The organism is Streptomyces sp. NPDC057287 (assembly GCF_042667905.1).
Taxonomy (GTDB): domain Bacteria; phylum Actinomycetota; class Actinomycetes; order Streptomycetales; family Streptomycetaceae; genus Streptomyces.
The window spans coordinates 196,568-214,972 of record NZ_JBHUYV010000009.1 but is presented as its reverse complement, the minus strand read 5'-3'; the positions used below and the strand labels follow the sequence as shown (position 1 = coordinate 214,972).

Sequence of the window (18,405 nt, the reverse complement as noted above, 5' to 3'; positions counted from 1 at the left end):
AGGCAAGGAGAACCCCCACCGTGGACATGTACAGCAGGCTCGAACCGCGTTCCGAGTACCTCAGCTTCGAACTGGCCCTGGCCGCACGCAAGCTCGTCGAGGAGGTCATGCTCGTCAAGCGGGGCGAGCACGTCGTCCTCACCGGGGACACGAGCAGCGACCGCCGGGTGCTCGAAGCCACCGCGCAGGCCGTGGCCGCCGCCGGGGCCCACCCCGTCATCGTCTGGTACGAGACGCTGCCCGGCGCCTCGATGGAGCCGCCCCGCCCGGTGGCCGGCGCGATCGCGGACGCCGACGTGTGGATCGAGTTCGCCGTGTCGTACCTGATGCACTCCGACGCCTTCCGCGCCGCCATGGCCAACGGCTGCCGCTACACCAACCTCACCGCCATGGACGTCCAGATGCTGGTCGCCACGGTCGGGCGGCCCGACTTCCAGGGCGTCATCCGCCTCGGCAAGGCCCTCGTCGCGCTCCTGGAGGCCGCCGACGAGGTACGCATCACCTCCGCCAACGGCACCGACCTCGTCGGCCGCAACGGCGACCGCCCGATCAACCTGCGCGGCAAGCCCGCCGAGAAGCCCGGCGAGACGGTCATGCTCTCCGGCCAGATCTCCTGGAACCCGCTGGAGGAGACCCAGGACGGCGTCCTCGTCTTCGACGGCGCCCTGTGGCCGCCGGACGAGATCGGGCTGCTGCGCTCCCCGGTCCGCTGCACCGTCGAGAAGGGCGTCGTCACCAAGATCGAGGGCGGTGCGGACGCCGACACCTTCCGCCGCTGGATGGAGTCCTTCGACGACCCGAACATGTTCCGCGTGGCCCACTGGTCCCTCGGCTTCAACCCGGGCGTGCTCGCCCCCACGGGCCGCATCGTCGAGGACGAGCGCGTCTTCGGGTGCGTCGAGCTCGGCATCGGCACGAAGGGCGCCTGGATCGGCGGCGAACCCTGGGTCGCCGCCGCGCACACCGACGGCAGCGTGCTCGGCCCGTCCATCTACCTGGACGGTGTCGCGATAGAGGAGAACGGGCGCTACGTGCACCCCGAACTCGTCGAGATCTGCCGCGACCTCGGCGTCGCCGGCTACTGAGCCGGTGAGGCGGCGGGCAGGCTCCGCAAGCCCGCCCGCCGCCCCGGCCGACCACACGTGCGCCACCGCCGGGACGGGTGGCGACCCCGCCCGTGACACGTTGCCGCTCGCGCGTGCCCGGCCCGCCCCAGCCCCTCCCCGCGACAAGGAGCGCCCATGCCCACGCCCCCGCCCGTCACCTACCGCCACGACGGCCTGGTCTGCACCGACCACACTCTGGACGTGCCGCTCGACCACCTCGACCCCGACGGCCCGGCCATCGGTCTGTTCGCCCGCGAGGTGGTCGCCGAGGGCCGGGAGCACGAGGAGCTGCCCCGGCTGCTCTGGCTCCAGGGCGGCCCGGGAGGGAGGGCGGAGCGGCCGAACGCGGCAGGGGCCTGGCTCCGCCGCGCGCTCGCCGGCCACCGTGTCGTCCTCATGGACCAGCGCGGCACGGGCCGTTCCGCCCCTGCCGACCGGCTCACCCTCGCCCGGTTCGGCACCGACCACCGGGCGATCGCCGCCCATCTCGGCCATTTCCGGGCCGACTCGATCGTCCGCGACGCCGAACTGCTGCGCCGGTACTTCCAGGACGAACAGCCGTGGAGCGTTCTCGGGCAGAGCTTCGGCGGCTTCGCCACCCTCACCTACCTCAGCCTCGCGCCCGAAGGACTGACCCAGGCCTACATCACCGGCGGCCTGCCGACGCTGGCCGGCCACGCCGACGACGTGTACCGGGCCGCCTACGCCCGCACCCTCGCCCACAACGAGCGCTACTTCGCCCGCTATCCGGCCGACCAGCGGATCGCCGACGCCGTCGCCGCTCACCTGGAAGCACACGATGTGCGCATGCCCACCGGTGAGCGGCTCACCGTGCGCCGCTTCCAGACACTCGGCATCACCTTCGGCACGTCGGCGAAGTTCGACTCGCTCCACTACCTCCTGGAGACCGCGTTCACAGGCGGCGCCCGGGGCCCCGCGCTCACCGACACGTTCCTGCGGGGTGTGGACGCCGCCGTGTCCTTCGCCGAACGGCCCCTCTACGCGGCGCTCCACGAACCGATATACGCCCAGGGGCCCCACCCCACCGCCTGGTCGGCGCACCGCGTCCGCCAGGAGTTCCCCGCCTTCGAGAGCGGGAGGGGTGGTCCTGTCCGCTTCACCGGCGAGATGGTCTACCCCTGGCACTTCGAGGAGGACCCGGCACTCGTCCCGCTGCGAGGCGCCGCCGAGGCCTTGGCCGCACGCACGGACTGGCCCGCCCTCTACGACCTCTCGCGGCTCGCGGCCAACGAGGTCCCCGTGGTGGCGGCGGTCTACCACGACGACATGTACGTCGACCGTGAGCAGTCCCTCGCCACCGCCGGGGCGGTCCGCGGGCTGCGCGTCTGGGTCACCCCCGATCACGCGCACGACGGTGTCCGGGCCGACGCGGCCGTTTTCGACCGGCTGCTCGCCATGGCGAACGGGGAGGACTGACATGAGAGGAGTCCTCAGCGGTCCGGGTGCCACCGGACCGCCGAGGACTCCTCCGTTGCGGGCGCCGGACGACGGCGGGCCACCGTCTCCGGGCGCACGAGAGGTCTTGAGGGGCACCCCCTAGGTGCCGGGTGCCGCAACCGGCACCGTTTCTCCACCCAGGGGAGTACACCGGAGGCGGCCGGCTCATCCTCCGGGAGGCCCGGCATTCGGTACGCGGGCATGACGCCGGGCGGTTTCCGTCTCCCTAATGTTGAAGGCAAGCGGCGGGCGTGGAACTCGTCCCCCGAGGCCAGACGCCCGCCGCTCCGGAACAGGTCAGGAGAGGAACCATGGCGGACACGGCGACGCGGACCATGATCCGCACGCGAGGGCGCAAGGCGTACGCCTCGTTCGGCGCACGCCCGTCCGGCACACGTCACCCGCTGGTGGCGACGGCCATGGTTCTTCCTCTGGCGGCCCTGCTGGTCGTCGTCTTCGGCGGCTGGGACGCAGTGGTCACACAGGCGTCGTCCGTGGGCGTGATGCTGGGGCGCTGAGCGGCGCCCCGGGTCCGGAAGAGCGGTCCGGACCGGGACATCCGGCCAACAGCCCCGTGGGGACGGGGGTGCGGCGGACGGCAGCGTTTGTCCGGCCAGCTGGGGAGCTGGCCGGACATCGCGCTCTCCGGACCCCTTTTCCGGCCCTGGTGCCCACCGCCCCGGACCGCCCGGCGCCCACCGCCACACCCCCACCGCCCCGGACGGCATCGCACGCCCACCGTCCCGAACCACCCGGCGCGCACCGCCCCGGACCGCCACGTGCTCCCCGTCGCAGGGCCAACCGCGATCGGCCGCCTGCGGGGCCCGCCGGGACCGGCCGCGTACGATCACCGCCGGGGCCCGCCGCGGGGGCCGGCCCATCACCGCAGCGGGAGCCGAGCCGATGACCACCAGCCCTGTCGTCCGCACGCTCGGCCACCTCGCGCACGGCAGTGCCCACGCGGGCGCGGCGGCGTGCGCGTGCGGCCCGCCCCAGGTGCTCGCCGACCGGCCCGACGGCACCGTGGTGCGCAGCGGCCATGTCGTCGCCAAGGCGCACGCCCCCGACACCGAGACCCCCGCTCTGGCGGCCCGCCTGTCCCTGGCCGCGTCCCCCCGCCTGACGGGCATCCTGCTCCAGCCGCTCCGTGCCGCGGCCGGGGCGCACACAGGAGCGGAAGGCCGCACCGTGAGCCTCTGGCCGTACGGCGCGCCCGTCGACCCCGCGGACCCGGGCGCCGCCCCCTGGGAGGAGGCCGCCGTCCTCCTGGCCCGGCTGCACCGCACCCCGCCCCCGCATCCGCTGCCGCCGATGCGCGGACCGGTCAAGGCCGTCCGGGCCGTCGCGCGGATGCGTGCCGCCCGCCCCGGAGATCCGGCCACCCGTCCCGTGCTGGCCGCGTGGCAGGGGCTGCCGGGCTGGGCCCGCGGCGAGGGGCCGACGCCCGGGCACCGTGACGGGTACGTCTGCCACGGAGACCTGCACCTCGGCCAGCTCGTCCGGCACCCCGCGCCGAACGGGCCCTGGCTGCTGATCGACATCGACGACGCGGGCGTGGGCGACCCCGCCTGGGACCTCGCACGCCCCGCCGCCTGGTACGCGGCTGGGCTGCTGCCGCCCGAGATCTGGCTGCGCTTCCTCGACGCCTACCGGGCGGCCGGCGGCCCGGCCGTGCGGGCCGAAGGTGACCCGTGGCCCGAACTGGACGTCGCGGCGCGGGCGCTCACCGTGCAGACGGCCGCCCTCGCCCTGGCGAAGTCCGTGGCGGAAGAACGCAGTCCGGATGAGGTGGAACAGCTGATGATCGACGCATGTGCCCGAATTGCGTCCCTCCCGCCCGAGTTGGTGTCCGAAGGCGCGTCGTAGGGTGAGGCGATCACAGCCGGGCATGCATTCCGGCGACGTCGTCACGACCTGAGGAGTCCACCCGATGATCCAGTGCCCCAAGTGTCACGCCCAGATGCACACGTACAACCGCAACGGTGTGCAGATCGAGCAGTGCAGCGGCTGCCGGGGGATATTCCTCGACTACGGCGAGCTGGAGTCCCTGACCCGTCTCGAGTCGCAGTGGGCCCAGCAGGCCCCGCCCGCGCCGCCCGCCCCGCAGGCCTACCCCGCCGCGCAGGCCCCCGCCTGGGGAGCGCCGCACCAGGGCGGCCACTACGGAGGCCACCACCGTCAGAAGAGCTTCGGCCGGATGCTGTTCAGCTCCTGACCGGTCGTCCGAGCCGGAGTCGCCGCAGGGCGGGTCCGGGCCTGGCGCCCGGACCCGCATTGCATACGGTCGACGGACTTCCGTTCATGATCTAGTCACGGCCATGGCTGATGCCTAAAGTGCGGATCCATGAACTTCCTCGACAGGTCCCGAACTGTCGCGCCCCCGGGGTGGAGCCGCTGGCTCGTGCCGCCCGCCGCGCTCGCCGTGCACCTCTCCATCGGACAGGCCTACGCCTGGAGCGTGTTCAAGCCCCCGCTCGAATCCGCCCTCGACCTCTCGGGCACCGCCAGTGCTCTCCCGTTCCAGCTGGGCATCGTCATGCTCGGCCTCTCGGCCGCGTTCGGCGGCACCCTCGTCGAACGCAACGGCCCCCGCTGGGCCATGTTCGTCTCCCTCGTCTGCTTCTCCTCCGGCTTCCTCGTCGCCGCGCTCGGCGCCGCCACCGGCCAGTACTGGCTGGTGGTCCTCGGCTACGGGTTCATCGGCGGCATAGGCCTCGGCATCGGCTACATATCGCCGGTCTCCACACTCATCAAGTGGTTCCCCGACCGCCCGGGCATGGCGACCGGCATCGCCATCATGGGGTTCGGCGGCGGAGCCCTCATCGCGTCGCCCTGGTCCACCGGAATGCTGGAGAGCTTCGGCACGGACCGCTCGGGCATCGCCACCGCCTTCCTCGTCCACGGAGTCGTCTACGCAGCCTTCATGGCGCTCGGCGTCTTCCTCGTGAGGGTGCCGCCGGAGGGCTGGCTCCCTGAGGGCTGGCAGCCGAAGCGGGAGACCCGCAGCCTCGTCACCAACGCCCAGGTCTCCGCCCGCAACGCCCTGCGCACCCCGCAGTTCTGGTGCCTGTGGGTGGTCCTCTGCATGAACGTCACCGCGGGCATCGGCATCCTGGAGAAGGCCGTGCCCATGATCCAGGACTTCTTCGCGGACACCTCCACCCCGGTCTCGGTCTCCGCGGCGGCCGGCTTCGTCGCCCTGCTCTCCCTGGCCAACATGGGCGGCCGCCTCCTGTGGTCCTCCACGTCGGACCTGATCGGCCGCAAGAACATGTACCGGATCTACCTCGGCGTCGGCGCGCTCATGTACGTGGTCATCGCGCAGCTGGGCAACGACTCCAAGCCCCTCTTCATCTGCTGCGCCCTCGTGATCCTGTCCTTCTACGGCGGCGGTTTCGCGACCGCTCCCGCCTATCTGCGCGACCTCTTCGGCACGTACCAGGTGGGAGCCATCCACGGCCGTCTGCTCACCGCCTGGTCGACGGCCGGAGTGCTGGGCCCCCTCATCGTCAACCGGGTCGCCGACGCGGGGGAGCGTGCCGGTCACAGCGGCCCCAGCCTCTACACGACCTCACTGACGATCATGATCGGACTGCTGGTCGTCGGCTTCGTCGCCAACGAGTGCATACGTCCGGTCCACGCACGTTTCCACGAGGCACCGGAAGGGAGCCCCCGTGTCCACCAGCAGTCGTAAGCCGCTCATGGTGTTCGTCTGGCTCTGGGTCGCCGTACCGTTCGGCTACGGGCTGTACGAGCTCGCCCGGAAGGCCACTCAGCTCTTCACCGGCTGACCCCGCCCACGACGAAGCCCCCGGTCGTCGAGACGACCGGGGGCTTCGGACGGTGCGCGATACTGGGATTGAACCAGTGACCTCTTCCGTGTCAGGGAAGCGCTCTCCCGCTGAGCTAATCGCGCAGGGTGACCCTGCGTGTACTGCGTGCGCGATACTGGGATTGAACCAGTGACCTCTTCCGTGTCAGGGAAGCGCTCTCCCGCTGAGCTAATCGCGCGGGGATCCTTGCGGATCGGTGGACGATACTGGGATTGAACCAGTGACCCCTTCCGTGTCAGGGAAGTGCTCTCCCGCTGAGCTAATCGTCCTTGGAGGTGGAGACGGGATTTGAACCCGTGTAGACGGCTTTGCAGGCCGTTGCCTCGCCTCTCGGCCACTCCACCAGGGGCGGGGGTTCGGGAAGATCCCCCACCTTCTGCGAGCGGACGACCAGGTTCGAACTGGCGACCTCAACCTTGGCAAGGTTGCGCTCTACCAACTGAGCTACGTCCGCTTGTCTTTCCCGGTCCGCTTGCGCGTCCCGGCGACGTGTTGAACTCTAGCGGATTCCCGGGCCAGCACAAAAACGCGTTTGCGCAGCGTGCTGCGGCACCACCGCCCGCCGCAGGTCACCGCGTACCGTCCTAGACTCGGTCACGTGCCCGACCTCACCCCCCTCGCCCGCTTCGGCGGCCTCGTCGCCTCCGGTCTGCGGGACGTCACCAGCGACCCGGCGGCTCTGGAGTCATCCGGTTTCTGGGCGGTATCTGCCGACTTCGAGGGTGCGCTGGTCTGCGCCCGCTTCGACTCCGTCCGACGCGAGGAGGTCCCCCTCCCCGTGCCCGGGGCCTGGCGGGGGCCGGCCCCGGAGGAGTGGACGTCGTCACTCGACGAGGGCGCCTACACGGCCGGTGTGCGGCGGATCCGTGAACACATCGCGGCGGGTGAGGTCTACCAGGCCAACCTCTGCCGGGTCCTGTCCGCGCCGCTGCCGGACCCACAGGCGGACGTGGACGCCCTCACCGCCCTGCTCGCCCGGGGCAACCCCGCCCCGTACGCGGGAACGCTCCGGCTCCCGGCACACGGCGTGGAGATCGCCACCGCCTCCCCCGAGCTCTTCCTCGCACGCGACGGCCGGACCGTCGAATCCGGTCCGATCAAGGGCACCGGGCGCACCGAGGACGACCTGCTGGAGAAGGACTACGCCGAGAACGTGATGATCGTTGATCTCGTCCGCAACGACCTGGGCCGTGTCAGCGTGCCCGGCAGCGTGAGCGTCCCCGACCTCTGCGCCGTGGAGAAGCACCCGGGGCTGGTCCACCTCGTCTCCGCCGTGCGCGGACGGCTCGCCGACGACGCGGGGTGGCCGGAGCTGTTCACCGCCGCGTTCCCGCCCGGCTCCGTCACCGGCGCGCCCAAGTCGAGCGCGCTGCGGATCATCGAAGCCCTGGAGACGGCTCCCCGAGGGCCGTACTGCGGCGCGGTCGGCTGGGTGGACGCGGACAGGGGCACCGCCGAGCTGGCCGTCGGAATACGGACCTTCTGGATCGACCGGACCGGCCCCGCGCCCCTCCTCCGCTTCGGTACGGGGGCCGGGATCACCTGGGGATCGGACCCGGCACGCGAATGGGCGGAGACCGAGCTCAAGGCGTCCCGGCTGCTCGCCGTGGCGTCGGGCGCCTACGAGGAGACAGGAAGGCCAGTGTCATGAGGATTTGGGTCAACGGCGCACTGCACGCCGATGACGCCCGGCTGTCCGTTCTCGATCACGGGCTGACCGTGGGGGACGGCATCTTCGAGACGGTCCGGGTCGCCGGGGGCCGCGCCTTCGCGCTCACCCGGCACCTCGGCCGGCTGACGCGCTCGGCCGGGGGGCTGGGCCTGGCGGACCCCGATCACGACGAGGTCCGCCGTGCGGTCGCGGCCGTGATCGAAGGCAACCCCATGGAGCTGGGCCGGCTGCGGATCACGTACACCGGAGGCCTCTCGCCGCTCGGCTCCGACCGCGGCGACGCGGGCCCGACCCTGGTCGTCGCGATGTCGGAGGCCTCGCGCCGCCCCGACAGCACGGCCGTGGTCACCGTCCCCTGGACGCGCAACGAGCGCAGCGCGGTGGCAGGGCTCAAGACCACCTCGTACGCCGAGAACGTCATCGCTCTCGCGCGCGCCCACGAGCAGGGCGCCTCCGAGGCGCTCTTCCCCAACACGGCCGGACAGCTCTGCGAGGGCACCGGCTCCAACGTCTTCGTCGTCCTCGACGGCCGGATCCACACGCCTCCCCTCACCTCGGGTTGCCTCGCGGGGATCACCCGCGCCCTGGCCGTCGAGTGGACGGGTGCGCAGGAGACGGACCTCCCGCTGGATGTGCTCGAGCGGGCCGACGAGATCTTCCTGACGTCCACGCTCCGCGACATCCAGGCCGTCCACCGGGTCGACGGGCGCGAGCCGGTGAGCGTCCCCGGACCCGTGACGGCGAAGGCCATGCGGGTCTTCGACGAGCGCGCGGCGGAGGACCTCGATCCGTGAGGGGGCCGGGGAGCCGGAATCCGTAAAAGGGGTGACGGCCCGCCGTCCAGCGGATAGAAATCCCTGATGACCACGACCATCCGGCCGGCCGGGCCGGTCCAGCAGGGCGCCGACGGCGCACGGGCACGCACGTACGACGTGTGCGACAACGGACGGCCCGTGGGCGCCGTCAGCATCTCCACCGACCCGGCGTTCGGTACCTCGGCGGGCATACTCCACTCGCTCGGCATCGAGGAGGCCCACCGCAGGCGGGGCCGCGGGACCATCGCCGCGCTGGCCGCGGAGGAGGTGCTGCGCGGCTGGGGCTGCACCCAGGTCCGCCTGGTGGCCCCCGCGGACAACGACGCCGCGCGGTCCCTGGCGACCGTGCTCGGCTACACCGAGCGCAGCCGGAACATGCTGAAGACCCTCCGGAGGACCGCCCCCGCGCTGCCGGCCGGCGTCACCGGGCGGGGTATGACGGAGGAGGAGTTCGCCGCGTGGGCGGCCACCAGCGTCGGGACGTACGCGCAGAGCTGGGTCGAGCGGGGCGTTCCCGCGGAGCAGGCCCGGCGCAAGTCCGAGACCGACCACGCGACGAACCTCGCGGACGGCTTGGCCACCCCCGGCATGCACTTCCACGTCCTGGTCCACGACGGAGCCGTCGTCGGCCACGTCTGGGTGGCGCGGCGTGAGACACCCGGCGGCGACGATCTCGGCCACGTGTTCGACGTCGAGGTCCGCGAGGAGCACCGGGGCCACGGCTACGGCCGCGCGCTGATGCACCACGCGGAGGACATCACGCTCGACGCCGGCCTGGGTCTGCTCGGCCTCCACGTCTTCAGCACCAACACGCCCGCGCTGCGGCTGTACGAGTCGCTCGGTTACGAGGTCACGCAGCACAACCTGGCCAAGGCGCTGTAGCCGCCCGGAACGCCCGCGGTCAGCCCTGGTCCGCGAGCAGGCGGTCGGCGATCTCCTCGATCCGCGCGCGCAGACCCTCCTGGCTCTTCCCGCCGTCCAGCCGCTCGTCACCGATCACATAGGTCGGAGTCCCGGTGACGCCGATCGCCTTGCCCTCGGCCTGGTCCGCGTCCACGATGAGCAGGTGCCGGCCGTCGATCAGAGCCGTGTCGAACTCCTCGGCGTCCAGACCGAGTTCGCCCGCCACTTCGAGAAGCAGCGGCTCGCCCGCACGGGCGAGGTCGGCGGTGCGGGCCAGCACGGCCTCGATGTACGGCCAGCCCTTGCCCTGGACGAGGGCCTCCTCTGCGGCCTGTGCCGCGGCGTACGCGTGCTTGTGCTTCTCGAGCGGGAAGTGGCGCAGCCGCACCTCCAGCCGGTCGCCGTAGCGGGCGCGCAGGGCGTGGACGTCGGACAGGGCCTGGTGGCAGTCGGGGCACTCGAGCTCGCACCAGAGGTCGAGGACGACCGGCGCCGCGGAGGGGGAATCGCTCATGCGGTCAGTCTTCCAGGCCGGACCGGCGCGTCCCAATCGGGACCTGGGGAGGACGGCAGCCCTGAAATGTCCCTGATGTGGGCCCGCACCGTGGCCCCTCCGGGGGCGGCCGGTGCAGGATGGAAGGGACGTATCCCGATTGCTGGAGGCCCCGATGCTTGCCGAGACCATCTGTTCCGCGGTGTCGGCGGCCGGTTTGGGCATCGCCGCGATCACCGCCTACCGGAAGCGGTTCCTCGCGGCGACCCGGATCGCCGCCTACTCGCTGGTGCCCGTCGGGCTGGTGATGACCGGTGTCGTCGAGTGGGTGTCGGACATCGCCTTCAAGCCGAGCGTCTGGCTCGGCTTCGGCCTGCTGGCCGTGGCCTGGCTGCTCTTCATGACCACGCGCGCCGTGGAGCGCCGCAGCGGCTCGACCCGCAAGGAGCGCAGGGCCGCGCGGGCCGCGGAGCGGGACGCCGCCGTGGCGCCGGCTGCCTCGTCGCCCTCGCTCACCTCCGGTCCCGGGGCCGGGTCCACGGCGCCTCGGGCGAAGGGTGAGCCGGGGAGGAAGCCCCGGCAGGCGGCCGCCCCCGGTGACGACTTCAGCGACATCGAGGCCATCCTGAAGAAGCACGGGATCTGACGGAGCGCTCGCACCTCTTCTCGGGATGGGGCGGAGCGCGGGCGGAAATCGGGTGTGAATCGATTCATGTCGAGTCCGGGACAGGAAAAGCCGGCGCTCGGCCCGCACCTCGGTATATTCGGTTGTCGTCGCTCCGATCTTGACGGTGTCCCGTGGATACGGTTAGCGTCCCGGACGGATTGAAACAATTCAATCCAAGGTCGCGGGCCGGGCGGCGACGCGACGGACCACGCCGTCCGTCCAGGGACCAGTGACCCGGCGCCGGCGGGCGGCGGGCCGAACGCATCAGTGGGGCAGGGCAAGTGGGGCGTGTGGCAGGGATCAAGGACGTGGCCCGGCAGGCCGGAGTCTCGGTGGGCACGGTCTCCAATGTGATCAACCGCCCCGAGGCGGTGCTCCCCGACACCCGGGCCCGTGTGCTGGCGGCGATCGAGGAACTCGGATACGTGCGCAGCGAGTCCGCCAGGCAGCTCAGGGCGGGCCGCAGCCGCATCATGGCCCTGCTGGTGCTGGACATGGGCAACCCGTTCTTCGTCGACATCGCCCGGGGCGCCGAGCGCGCCGCCCGCGAGGCCGGACTCGGCGTGATGGTGTGCAACAGCGGTCAGAGTCAGGAGGAGGAGGCCGAGTACCTCGGGCTCTTCGCCGAGCAGCGGGTCTGCGGGGTGCTGGTCACCCCGGCGGACGCCACCGGCGGCAACCTCGAGGCCTTCGCCCGCCACCGGATCCCCTACGTGCTGGTCGACCGGGTGGCGGCGTCCACCGAGGCCTGCGCCGTCTCCGTGGACGACGTGCGCGGCGGCATGCTGGCCGTCGGGCATCTCGTCTCCGCGGGCCACCGCTCCGTCGCCTACGTGAGCGGCCCCGGCGATCTCCACCAGATCAGGGACCGCCGCGAGGGCGCCCTCGCGGCGCTCGCCGAGGCCGGGCTCGGCCCCGGGGCTCTCGTCGAGATCCCCTCCGACCGCCTGGACGTGGCGGCGGGCCGCGACGCCGGGGCCCGGCTGCTCGGCCTCGTGCCCAGGCCGACCGCCGTGTTCTGCGCCAACGACCTGCTGGCCCTCGGCGTCCTGCAGTCGCTGTACGCCGCCGGTGTGCGGGTGCCGCAGGACGTCGCCATCGTCGGTTACGACGACATCGAATTCGCCGCGGCCGCCGCGGTCCCCCTCACCTCGGTCCGGCAGCCCGCCGTGGTGATGGGCAGGATGGCGGCGGAGCTCCTCCTGGAGGAGGCCGACGACGGCGACGGCAGCCACCGGCACCGGAGCGTCGTCCTCCAGCCCGAGCTCGTCGTACGGGCCTCCAGCGCCGCCCCGCGCTGACCCGGAGGACCGTCGACCGCACCGGCGGGACCGCCGACCGCCCGGGTGGGCCGACCGCACCCGTGGGCCGGTCGGCCGGGCAAGGCTCCCGGAAGCGGGGCGTGCGTACCTGCGGAACGTCCGCGCGGTGCGGACCGGCCGCTGGGAGCCGCCTGGGGCGAACGTGTGCGGGGCGTTCGGACGGGGGAGCGAATCCGTCCCTCCCGATGCGAGTGAACCAGCCCTGGAAAAGGGTCTGTTGATCGCCGGCGGGGTCCGCTCTGCGTCATGATCGCTACGAGATGGTGGACACATCCCGGGGCGAGGCCCCCGCATCCCCTGCCGAAGAGCCGCGTGGCTGCCTCTTCGCGCTCTCCCAGCCGCCGCTGATGATCTTCCTGACGGTGGTCGGCGGCCTGCTGCTGATGGCCGCGCTGCACGATCTCTTATTCCTGTGAGCGGCCTGTGAGCCTTCTGCGAGCGGCTGCCCGACCCGATGCCCACTGCCCCGCGGGGCGGTCTTCCGCCCGGGGCGGCCGCCCCGGCGCGCCTGCGGGGCGGCCGGTCGGCCACTCCCCGGTGCAGGGCGGCGGGTCGTCGGCGTGCTGCTTCCCGGTGCCCGGAAGCGGGTGGTCAGCCTGCCGCTTCCCGGCGCCGGGCCCGGTACGCGGCGACATGGAGCCGGTTGCCGCAGGTGCGGCTCGAGCAGTAGCGGCGGGAGCGGTTGCGGGACAGGTCGACGAAGGCGTCCCGGCAGTCCGGTGCCTCGCAGCGCCGCAGCCGTTCCTGCTCGCCCGCCACCACGATGAAGGCCAGGGCCATGCCGCAGTCGGCGGCGAGGTGGTCCGCGATCGAGGCGTCCGGCGCGAAGTAGTGGACGTGCCAGTCGTAACCGTCGTGGTCGGTGAGCTGCGGGGTGGTGCCGGCGGCGGCCACCAGGCTGTTGACCAGGTCCGCGGCCGTACGGGCGTCCGGCGCCGCGAATATCTCGGCGAACCTGCTCCTGACGTCCGTCACGGCGCGCAGGTCCTTGTCGCCGAGGGTTCCGACGCCGCTGATGAGGTGGCGCTCCGCGAAGGCGTAGAGCGCGGTGAGATCCGCGAGTCCGTCGCCCGCGTCCTCCTCCGGTGCGGTGTTCACCAGATCGACCACCGTGTCGAGGGCGATCCGGGTGTCGTGTGGGATCAGCACGCTTCGCTCCCTGGCCTCCGGCGGACGGGCGTCCGCCGATGCCGGCTGACTCTACTGGCTCGGGGAAGCCGCTCACGGCCCGGTGCGGGCTCACGGGGGCGGACCTGCACCTTTCCCGGCCGAGCGCACCGGAGGGGCCTGTGGCGCCCCCTGGCGTCCCTGGAGGCGGTCCGGAGTGGCGGGCGAGGCGCATGGTGCGGGTGAGCCTGTCGGGCAGTCGTGTGCCCTGGCCGCCGACACGGCCGCCCGGACCTCGGGACCCGTCTTCCCGCAGCCCCGCGAGAGCCCCGTCCCGACGCCCCGGAGCCCGCCGCGCGCCCCGGCGCCGCCGCCGCGGTGGGTTCCGCGGCGACGGCGCCGGTGTCTGCCCTATGAGGTTGTCCGCGCGACGCCGTCTCCCCGAGTCGGACGGCGTCCCGCAGCTCTCGGCCTGGCTCAGCTCTCGGCCAGGATGTGTGAGAGCTCCGTATCGAGGTCGAAGTGACGATGCTCGGTGCCGGGCGGGACCGCGGCGTCGGTCCTCTTCAGGAACGACTCCAGGGCCCTTGCCGGGGCTTCCAGCAGGGCTTCGCCCTCCGGGGAGCTCAGTGCGATGCAGACGACGCCTTGGCCGTGACTTCGAGATGGCCAGACGCGGACGTCTCCGGTGCCGGTGGGCCGGTGCAGCCCCTCGGCAAGGAGGTCACGGGCGAAAACCCATTCGACCGTCTCCTCCGCTCCGGTGTGGAAGGTGGCGTGCACGGCATAGGGATCGGCCGTGTCATACCGCAGGCCCGCGGGTACAGGCAGTGAGGACTCGCTCGACACAACGAGGCGCAGGTGCAGCTCGCAGCTGACCGTGGTGTTCATAAGCGCCAGGGCCTTTCGCTCAGTGTGCGCTCGGGGATTCGCACGTCGGCGAAATCGACATGCCACCTACGGTGGCGTTGTAAACCCCTCTGACCTATTTGTGATGCTTCAGGTCGCTCGTACAGCGGTGTGTAACTTTGGGTCATGCGTCCATTCCGGTGACGATCGCCATTCCGGTAGGTTGGGCTTCATGAACGCGGAGAGTGACGAGCGGAAAGAGGTCGCGGCGACGGTGACCGCTGAGTCCGCTGCGGGGGACGGGGCCAGGACGGAGCGGGAGCTGGGCTCACGCGCACCCGGATTCATCCGGGGGTCGCGGGTGCTTCATCTGAGCTGGCAGGTGGGGATCTTCCTCGTCGGTCTCGCCGTGGTCGGGGCCGGCATCGTGATGCTGCCGCTGCCCGGGCCGGGATGGCTGGTGATCTTCGGAGGCATGGCGATCTGGGCGACCGAGTTCGTCTGGGCCCAGCTCGTCCTGCGCTGGACGCGGCGCAAGGTCACGGAGGCCGCCCAGCGTGCCCTCGACCCCAAGGTCCGGCGGCGCAACATCATCCTCACCGCGGTGGGGCTCGTGATCATCGCCGCGCTGGTCGGGATCTACGTCTGGCAGTTCGGCGTGGTGATGCCGTGGAAGATCGATCAGTGACCCGGTGATGGTCCGGAGGCACCGCTGACATGGGGTAATGTTTGCGGTGCGCCGGGGCGATTAGCTCAGTGGGAGAGCACTTCGTTCACACCGAAGGGGTCACTGGTTCGAACCCAGTATCGCCCACCCCGGATCGATGGCCCGGAAGCTTCTGAGAAGCTTCCGGGCCATCGGCGTATCCGCGTGTGCTTGTCGCCTTCGGCGCCGCCGCGCGTTCGGCCCGTCGTCACGCCGCCGAAATTTCGCCCTAACCGTTGACGTCCTCGGTGCTGCTCCTTACTTTTGCCCAGCAAGCGCTTTCTAAAACGATTCAATGCGAACGGTGGGGGCGAGCTATGTCTCGGAACAACGGCATGGACAGGCGGCAGCTGCTGAAGCTGGCAGGCCTCTCGGCGGCCGGTCTCGGGCTGACCGCGGCCGGCTGCGGCTCGGGTGGCAGCGGTTCCGGCGGCCCTGTCACCATCCGTCACTCGTGGTGGGGTGCGGACGACCGGGCCAAGAAGGTCCAGAGCTGCGTCGCCCTCTTCGAGAAGAAGCACCCGAAGATCAAGGTGAAGACGGACTTCCAGCAGTACCCGGACTTCTGGAAGAAGTTCAACACCCAGGCGGCCGGAGGCAACCCCCCGGACGTCATCCAGAACGCCGTGACCTTCCTGCGGAAGTACGAGGCGAAGAACGTCCTCCTCGACCTCGCCCCGCAGGCCGAGAAGGGCAATCTGGACCTCGGCGGCTTCCGCTCCGGGCTGGAGAAGTTCGCGGAGATCGACGGCAAGCTGCTCGGCGTGCCGGTCGGCAGCAACTCGATGGCCCTGGTCATCGACGAGAAGGTGTACGAGAAGGCGGGCGTCACGCCCGAGATCGGCTGGACCTGGGACGACTGGTACGCAGGCCTGAAGAAGATCAAGGACGGCCAGAAGATCGCCGGTGACGCCGGACCGCACGGCGTGATGTACCTCTACGACCTGATACTCCGCCAGAACGGCAAGGCCTTCTTCACCGAGGACGGCATGGGCTTCGGTGAGGCCGAGCTGCTGCCGTACTGGACCGAGGCCCTGGAGCGGGTCAGGTCCGGGATCTACGCCGACGCCGGCAAGGTCGAGCAGATCAAGCCCGCCTCGGCCACCGCCAAGGGTCTGTCCGCCGGAGAGTTCACCTGGGACAACTTCTCGGTCCGCTACAGCGCCGAGGGCAGGAGCAGTTACGGCCTCGCTCCCATCCCCAGCACCGACGGCAGGAAGACCGGCCAGTACCTCGGCTCGCTGATGCTGAGCGGCACGGCCCGCACCAAGCACCCGGCGGAGGTGGCGACCTTCATCAGCTTCATGACGCATGACCCCGAGGTGGCCAGGATCATGGGCTACGACCGCGGAGTGCCGGCCACCACCGCGCAGTTCGAGGCGTTCGAACCCGCCGACGCCCCCAGCAAGGCGATCGGCGCCTACGAGACCGCGATCGCCGACGCGGGTGTCCTGGAGCCCATCACCCCGCACCCGGCCGGCGCGGACGTCATCGAGGCGGCCTTCCTGCGCATCAGCGCCGACCTCTCGCTGGGCAAGAGCTCGCCCGAGGACTCCGTGAAGCAGTTCTTCTCCGAGGCGAAGACCGCCCTCGCCTCGAACTGAGAGGACCGTGGTGACTCACATCCACACCTCGCCGGGCGTACGCACCGCCGGGGACGACCGCTCCGCCGCCGAGCGGAACGGTTCCGGAGGAAGCGCGCCGCCCGTCGCGGGGAAGCGGCGGGGCCGGCGGGAGAACCTGGCCGGTTATCTGTTCATGTCGCCCTGGATCGCGGGCTTCCTGTTCCTGATCGCCGGGCCCATGGTCTTCTCGCTGTACCTCTCGTTCACCGAGTACAACCTGTTCGAGGCGCCCCGCTGGATCGGCCTGCAGAACTTCACCGACATGTTCGCGGACCCCCGCTGGCGCCAGTCCGTCGAGGTCACCTCCTGGTACGTGCTGATCGGTACCCCGGTCAAGCTCGCCGCGGCACTCGCCGTCGCCATGCTGCTCGCCCAGAAGCGGTGGGGGCAGTCCTTCTACCGGGCGGCCTTCTACGCCCCGTCCCTGATCGGCGCGAGCGTCTCGGCGGCCATCGTCTGGCGCGCGCTGTTCTCGGACGACGCGATCGTGGACCGCACGCAGAAGGTGTTCGGCGTCGAGGCCGGCGGCTGGATCGGCGACCCCGGCATGATCATCTACGCGCTGATCGCCCTCACCGTCTGGCAGTTCGGCGCGCCGATGGTCATCTTCCTGGCCGGCCTCAAGCAGGTCCCGCGTGAGCTGTACGAGGCGGCCGAGGTCGACGGGGCGGGACCCTGGCGCAGGTTCTTCCACATCACCCTGCCGATGATCTCGCCGGTGCTGTTCTTCAACGTCCTGCTGGAGACCATCCACTCCTTCCAGATCTTCGGCTCGGCCTACATCGTCAGCAACGGCAGCTGCGGACCGGCCGACGCGACGCTCGTCTACACCTGTTACCTGTACGAACAAGGCTTCGTGAACAGCCGCATGGGCTTCGCCTCCGCCATGGGATGGCTGCTGCTGCTCGCGGTCGGCCTGGTCACCGCCGTGCTGTTCTGGTCCCAGAAACGCTGGGTGCACTACGAGGAGGGCGGCCGATGAGTCTCCTGTCAGCAGCCCTACGCCGTCGGGGACCCGGCGCGCTCGCCTGGCATCTCGGCGCGATCGTCATCCTCGCCGTGGTCCTGTATCCGGTGGTGTGGACGATCGGGGCCTCGTTCAAGCCCAGCTCCGAGATCATCGGAGCCCTGGACCTGTTCCCGGCCGACCCCATCGGTGACAACTACACGCGGCTCACCGAGGGCATCGCGGACATCCCCATCTCGACGTTCTTCCTGAACTCGACGTACATAGCGGTCGGTTCGGTGATCGGCGTGGTGCTGTCGTGCTCGCTGACCGCCTACGCCTTCGCGAAGGTGCGGTTCGCCGGCCGCAACGCCATGTTCGCCATCATGATCGGCACCCTGCTGCTGCCCTACCACGTACTGATCATTCCGCAGTACGTGCTGTTCCAGAAGCTGGAGCTGATCAACACCTTCACTCCGCTGCTGATCGGCAAGTACCTGGCCACGGACGCCTTCTTCGTCTTCCTCATGGTGCAGTTCATGCGCGGCCTGCCCAAGGAGCTCGACGAGGCGGCCAAGCTGGACGGCTGCGGGCACCTGAGGACCTACTGGTCCATCGTCATGCCCCTCTGCCGGCCGGCGCTCGTCACCAGCGCGATCTTCACCTTCATCAACGCCTGGAACGACTTCATGGGCCCGTTGCTCTACCTCAACGAGCCGGACAAGTACACCGTGTCCATGGGGCTGAAGATGTTCATCGACCAGGACGCGGTGGCCGACTACGGCGGCATGATCGCCATGTCCCTCGTGGCCCTCCTCCCGGTGCTGGCCTTCTTCGTGGCCTTCCAGCGCTATCTGATCGACGGCATGGCCACCTCCGGTCTGAAGGGCTGAGGCGCCGTGG

At 71.0% G+C, this 18,405-nt stretch carries 19 protein-coding genes and 6 tRNA genes; 17 read left to right on the top strand and 8 right to left on the bottom strand.

The window, feature by feature from the left end; genetic code table 11:
• Positions 1–26: 26 nt before the first annotated feature.
• The 6 genes from ACFUNE_RS19660 (at position 27) to ACFUNE_RS19635 (ending at position 6,258) form a co-directional block, all read left to right on the top strand.
• Positions 27–1,085: a hypothetical protein gene (locus ACFUNE_RS19660; RefSeq protein ID WP_383569498.1), complete on the top strand. Its 1,059-nt coding sequence runs from the start codon at positions 27–29 to the stop codon at positions 1,083–1,085.
• A gap of 156 nt (positions 1,086–1,241) precedes the next feature.
• Positions 1,242–2,543 carry an alpha/beta fold hydrolase gene (locus tag ACFUNE_RS19655; RefSeq protein WP_383569168.1) on the top strand — a complete coding sequence of 434 codons (1,302 nt, stop codon included), beginning with the start codon at positions 1,242–1,244 and terminating at the stop codon, positions 2,541–2,543.
• Between the two features lie 332 nt (positions 2,544–2,875).
• Complete coding sequence (locus ACFUNE_RS19650) at positions 2,876–3,082, top strand: hypothetical protein (RefSeq protein WP_383569165.1); 207 nt, start codon at positions 2,876–2,878, stop codon at positions 3,080–3,082.
• Between the two features lie 385 nt (positions 3,083–3,467).
• Positions 3,468–4,430 (top strand): phosphotransferase, encoded by a 963-nt coding sequence (locus ACFUNE_RS19645; RefSeq protein ID WP_383569162.1) that lies wholly within the window; start codon positions 3,468–3,470, stop codon positions 4,428–4,430.
• A gap of 64 nt (positions 4,431–4,494) precedes the next feature.
• Positions 4,495–4,779 carry a zf-TFIIB domain-containing protein gene (locus tag ACFUNE_RS19640; protein ID WP_307127990.1) on the top strand — a complete coding sequence of 95 codons (285 nt, stop codon included), beginning with the start codon at positions 4,495–4,497 and terminating at the stop codon, positions 4,777–4,779.
• Positions 4,780–4,908: 129 nt separating this feature from the next.
• The gene (locus tag ACFUNE_RS19635; RefSeq protein ID WP_383569158.1) at positions 4,909–6,258 is read left to right on the top strand and encodes an OFA family MFS transporter; all 1,350 of its coding nucleotides are present in this window, start codon (positions 4,909–4,911) and stop codon (positions 6,256–6,258) included.
• A 150-nt stretch (positions 6,259–6,408) separates the two neighbouring features.
• Here the strand turns inward: ACFUNE_RS19635 and ACFUNE_RS19630 are convergent.
• From ACFUNE_RS19630 to ACFUNE_RS19610, 5 genes are all read right to left on the bottom strand, one after another.
• A tRNA-Val gene (locus ACFUNE_RS19630) sits at positions 6,409–6,480 on the bottom strand.
• Between the two features lie 23 nt (positions 6,481–6,503).
• Positions 6,504–6,575: transfer RNA gene (locus ACFUNE_RS19625), tRNA-Val, on the bottom strand.
• 19 nt (positions 6,576–6,594) lie between these two features.
• Positions 6,595–6,666 (bottom strand) — tRNA-Val (locus tag ACFUNE_RS19620).
• Between the two features lies 1 nt (position 6,667).
• Positions 6,668–6,741 (bottom strand) — tRNA-Cys (locus ACFUNE_RS19615).
• Between the two features lie 37 nt (positions 6,742–6,778).
• A tRNA-Gly gene (locus tag ACFUNE_RS19610) sits at positions 6,779–6,851 on the bottom strand.
• Between the two features lie 144 nt (positions 6,852–6,995).
• Between ACFUNE_RS19610 and ACFUNE_RS19605 the strand changes: the two genes are divergently transcribed.
• The 3 genes from ACFUNE_RS19605 (at position 6,996) to ACFUNE_RS19595 (ending at position 9,766) form a co-directional block, all read left to right on the top strand.
• A complete protein-coding gene (locus ACFUNE_RS19605) occupies positions 6,996–8,048 on the top strand; it encodes a chorismate-binding protein (protein ID WP_383569155.1) in 1,053 nt (350 codons plus the stop codon).
• Complete coding sequence (locus tag ACFUNE_RS19600) at positions 8,045–8,863, top strand: aminotransferase class IV (RefSeq protein ID WP_383569152.1); 819 nt, start codon at positions 8,045–8,047, stop codon at positions 8,861–8,863. The genes ACFUNE_RS19605 and ACFUNE_RS19600 overlap by 4 nt, the downstream gene beginning before the upstream one ends.
• A gap of 66 nt (positions 8,864–8,929) precedes the next feature.
• Positions 8,930–9,766, top strand: a complete 837-nt coding sequence (locus ACFUNE_RS19595) for a GNAT family N-acetyltransferase (protein ID WP_383569149.1) — start codon at positions 8,930–8,932, stop codon at positions 9,764–9,766.
• Positions 9,767–9,785: 19 nt separating this feature from the next.
• Here the strand turns inward: ACFUNE_RS19595 and ACFUNE_RS19590 are convergent, their stop codons facing one another.
• Positions 9,786–10,301 (bottom strand): DsbA family protein, encoded by a 516-nt coding sequence (locus ACFUNE_RS19590; protein WP_383569146.1) that lies wholly within the window; start codon positions 10,299–10,301, stop codon positions 9,786–9,788.
• Positions 10,302–10,455: 154 nt separating this feature from the next.
• On the opposite strand from ACFUNE_RS19590, the gene ACFUNE_RS19585 reads away from it, so the two are divergent.
• The 3 genes from ACFUNE_RS19585 (at position 10,456) to ACFUNE_RS19575 (ending at position 12,685) form a co-directional block, all read left to right on the top strand.
• Positions 10,456–10,926, top strand: coding sequence for a hypothetical protein (locus ACFUNE_RS19585; RefSeq protein WP_383569143.1), 471 nt, complete (start codon positions 10,456–10,458; stop codon positions 10,924–10,926).
• A gap of 302 nt (positions 10,927–11,228) precedes the next feature.
• Complete coding sequence (locus ACFUNE_RS19580) at positions 11,229–12,248, top strand: LacI family DNA-binding transcriptional regulator (RefSeq protein WP_383569140.1); 1,020 nt, start codon at positions 11,229–11,231, stop codon at positions 12,246–12,248.
• Positions 12,249–12,529: 281 nt separating this feature from the next.
• Entirely contained in the window at positions 12,530–12,685 is a 156-nt protein-coding gene (locus tag ACFUNE_RS19575) for a hypothetical protein (protein ID WP_383569137.1), read from the top strand.
• A 175-nt stretch (positions 12,686–12,860) separates the two neighbouring features.
• Here the strand turns inward: ACFUNE_RS19575 and ACFUNE_RS19570 are convergent, their stop codons facing one another.
• On the bottom strand, positions 12,861–13,418 hold the full coding sequence (locus tag ACFUNE_RS19570) for a CGNR zinc finger domain-containing protein (RefSeq protein ID WP_383569134.1): 558 nt from the start codon (positions 13,416–13,418) through the stop codon (positions 12,861–12,863).
• A gap of 435 nt (positions 13,419–13,853) precedes the next feature.
• Complete coding sequence (locus tag ACFUNE_RS19565; protein ID WP_003959770.1) at positions 13,854–14,267, bottom strand: SsgA family sporulation/cell division regulator; 414 nt, start codon at positions 14,265–14,267, stop codon at positions 13,854–13,856.
• A 190-nt stretch (positions 14,268–14,457) separates the two neighbouring features.
• On the opposite strand from ACFUNE_RS19565, the gene ACFUNE_RS19560 reads away from it, so the two are divergent.
• The 5 genes from ACFUNE_RS19560 (at position 14,458) to ACFUNE_RS19540 (ending at position 18,395) form a co-directional block, all read left to right on the top strand.
• Complete coding sequence (locus ACFUNE_RS19560) at positions 14,458–14,913, top strand: TIGR02611 family protein (protein WP_383569131.1); 456 nt, start codon at positions 14,458–14,460, stop codon at positions 14,911–14,913.
• Between the two features lie 54 nt (positions 14,914–14,967).
• A tRNA-Val gene (locus tag ACFUNE_RS19555) sits at positions 14,968–15,039 on the top strand.
• A gap of 209 nt (positions 15,040–15,248) precedes the next feature.
• Positions 15,249–16,535: an ABC transporter substrate-binding protein gene (locus ACFUNE_RS19550; RefSeq protein WP_383569128.1), complete on the top strand. Its 1,287-nt coding sequence runs from the start codon at positions 15,249–15,251 to the stop codon at positions 16,533–16,535.
• Positions 16,536–16,545: 10 nt separating this feature from the next.
• A complete protein-coding gene (locus tag ACFUNE_RS19545) occupies positions 16,546–17,538 on the top strand; it encodes a carbohydrate ABC transporter permease (protein ID WP_383569495.1) in 993 nt (330 codons plus the stop codon).
• Positions 17,535–18,395 carry a carbohydrate ABC transporter permease gene (locus tag ACFUNE_RS19540; RefSeq protein ID WP_383569125.1) on the top strand — a complete coding sequence of 287 codons (861 nt, stop codon included), beginning with the start codon at positions 17,535–17,537 and terminating at the stop codon, positions 18,393–18,395. The genes ACFUNE_RS19545 and ACFUNE_RS19540 overlap by 4 nt, the downstream gene beginning before the upstream one ends.
• The last annotated feature ends 10 nt before the right edge of the window (positions 18,396–18,405 follow it).

Coding starts and splice junctions, on each gene's coding strand:
- ACFUNE_RS19660 (WP_383569498.1), top strand. CDS start 27: ATGTACAGCAGGCTCGAACCGCGTTCCGAGTACCTCAGCTTCGAACTG.
- ACFUNE_RS19655 (WP_383569168.1), top strand. CDS start 1,242: ATGCCCACGCCCCCGCCCGTCACCTACCGCCACGACGGCCTGGTCTGC.
- ACFUNE_RS19650 (WP_383569165.1), top strand. CDS start 2,876: ATGGCGGACACGGCGACGCGGACCATGATCCGCACGCGAGGGCGCAAG.
- ACFUNE_RS19645 (WP_383569162.1), top strand. CDS start 3,468: ATGACCACCAGCCCTGTCGTCCGCACGCTCGGCCACCTCGCGCACGGC.
- ACFUNE_RS19640 (WP_307127990.1), top strand. CDS start 4,495: ATGATCCAGTGCCCCAAGTGTCACGCCCAGATGCACACGTACAACCGC.
- ACFUNE_RS19635 (WP_383569158.1), top strand. CDS start 4,909: ATGAACTTCCTCGACAGGTCCCGAACTGTCGCGCCCCCGGGGTGGAGC.
- ACFUNE_RS19600 (WP_383569152.1), top strand. CDS start 8,045: ATGAGGATTTGGGTCAACGGCGCACTGCACGCCGATGACGCCCGGCTG.
- ACFUNE_RS19595 (WP_383569149.1), top strand. CDS start 8,930: ATGACCACGACCATCCGGCCGGCCGGGCCGGTCCAGCAGGGCGCCGAC.
- ACFUNE_RS19590 (WP_383569146.1), bottom strand. CDS start 10,301: ATGAGCGATTCCCCCTCCGCGGCGCCGGTCGTCCTCGACCTCTGGTGC.
- ACFUNE_RS19585 (WP_383569143.1), top strand. CDS start 10,456: ATGCTTGCCGAGACCATCTGTTCCGCGGTGTCGGCGGCCGGTTTGGGC.
- ACFUNE_RS19575 (WP_383569137.1), top strand. CDS start 12,530: ATGGTGGACACATCCCGGGGCGAGGCCCCCGCATCCCCTGCCGAAGAG.
- ACFUNE_RS19565 (WP_003959770.1), bottom strand. CDS start 14,267: ATGAACACCACGGTCAGCTGCGAGCTGCACCTGCGCCTCGTTGTGTCG.
- ACFUNE_RS19560 (WP_383569131.1), top strand. CDS start 14,458: ATGAACGCGGAGAGTGACGAGCGGAAAGAGGTCGCGGCGACGGTGACC.
- ACFUNE_RS19550 (WP_383569128.1), top strand. CDS start 15,249: ATGTCTCGGAACAACGGCATGGACAGGCGGCAGCTGCTGAAGCTGGCA.
- ACFUNE_RS19540 (WP_383569125.1), top strand. CDS start 17,535: ATGAGTCTCCTGTCAGCAGCCCTACGCCGTCGGGGACCCGGCGCGCTC.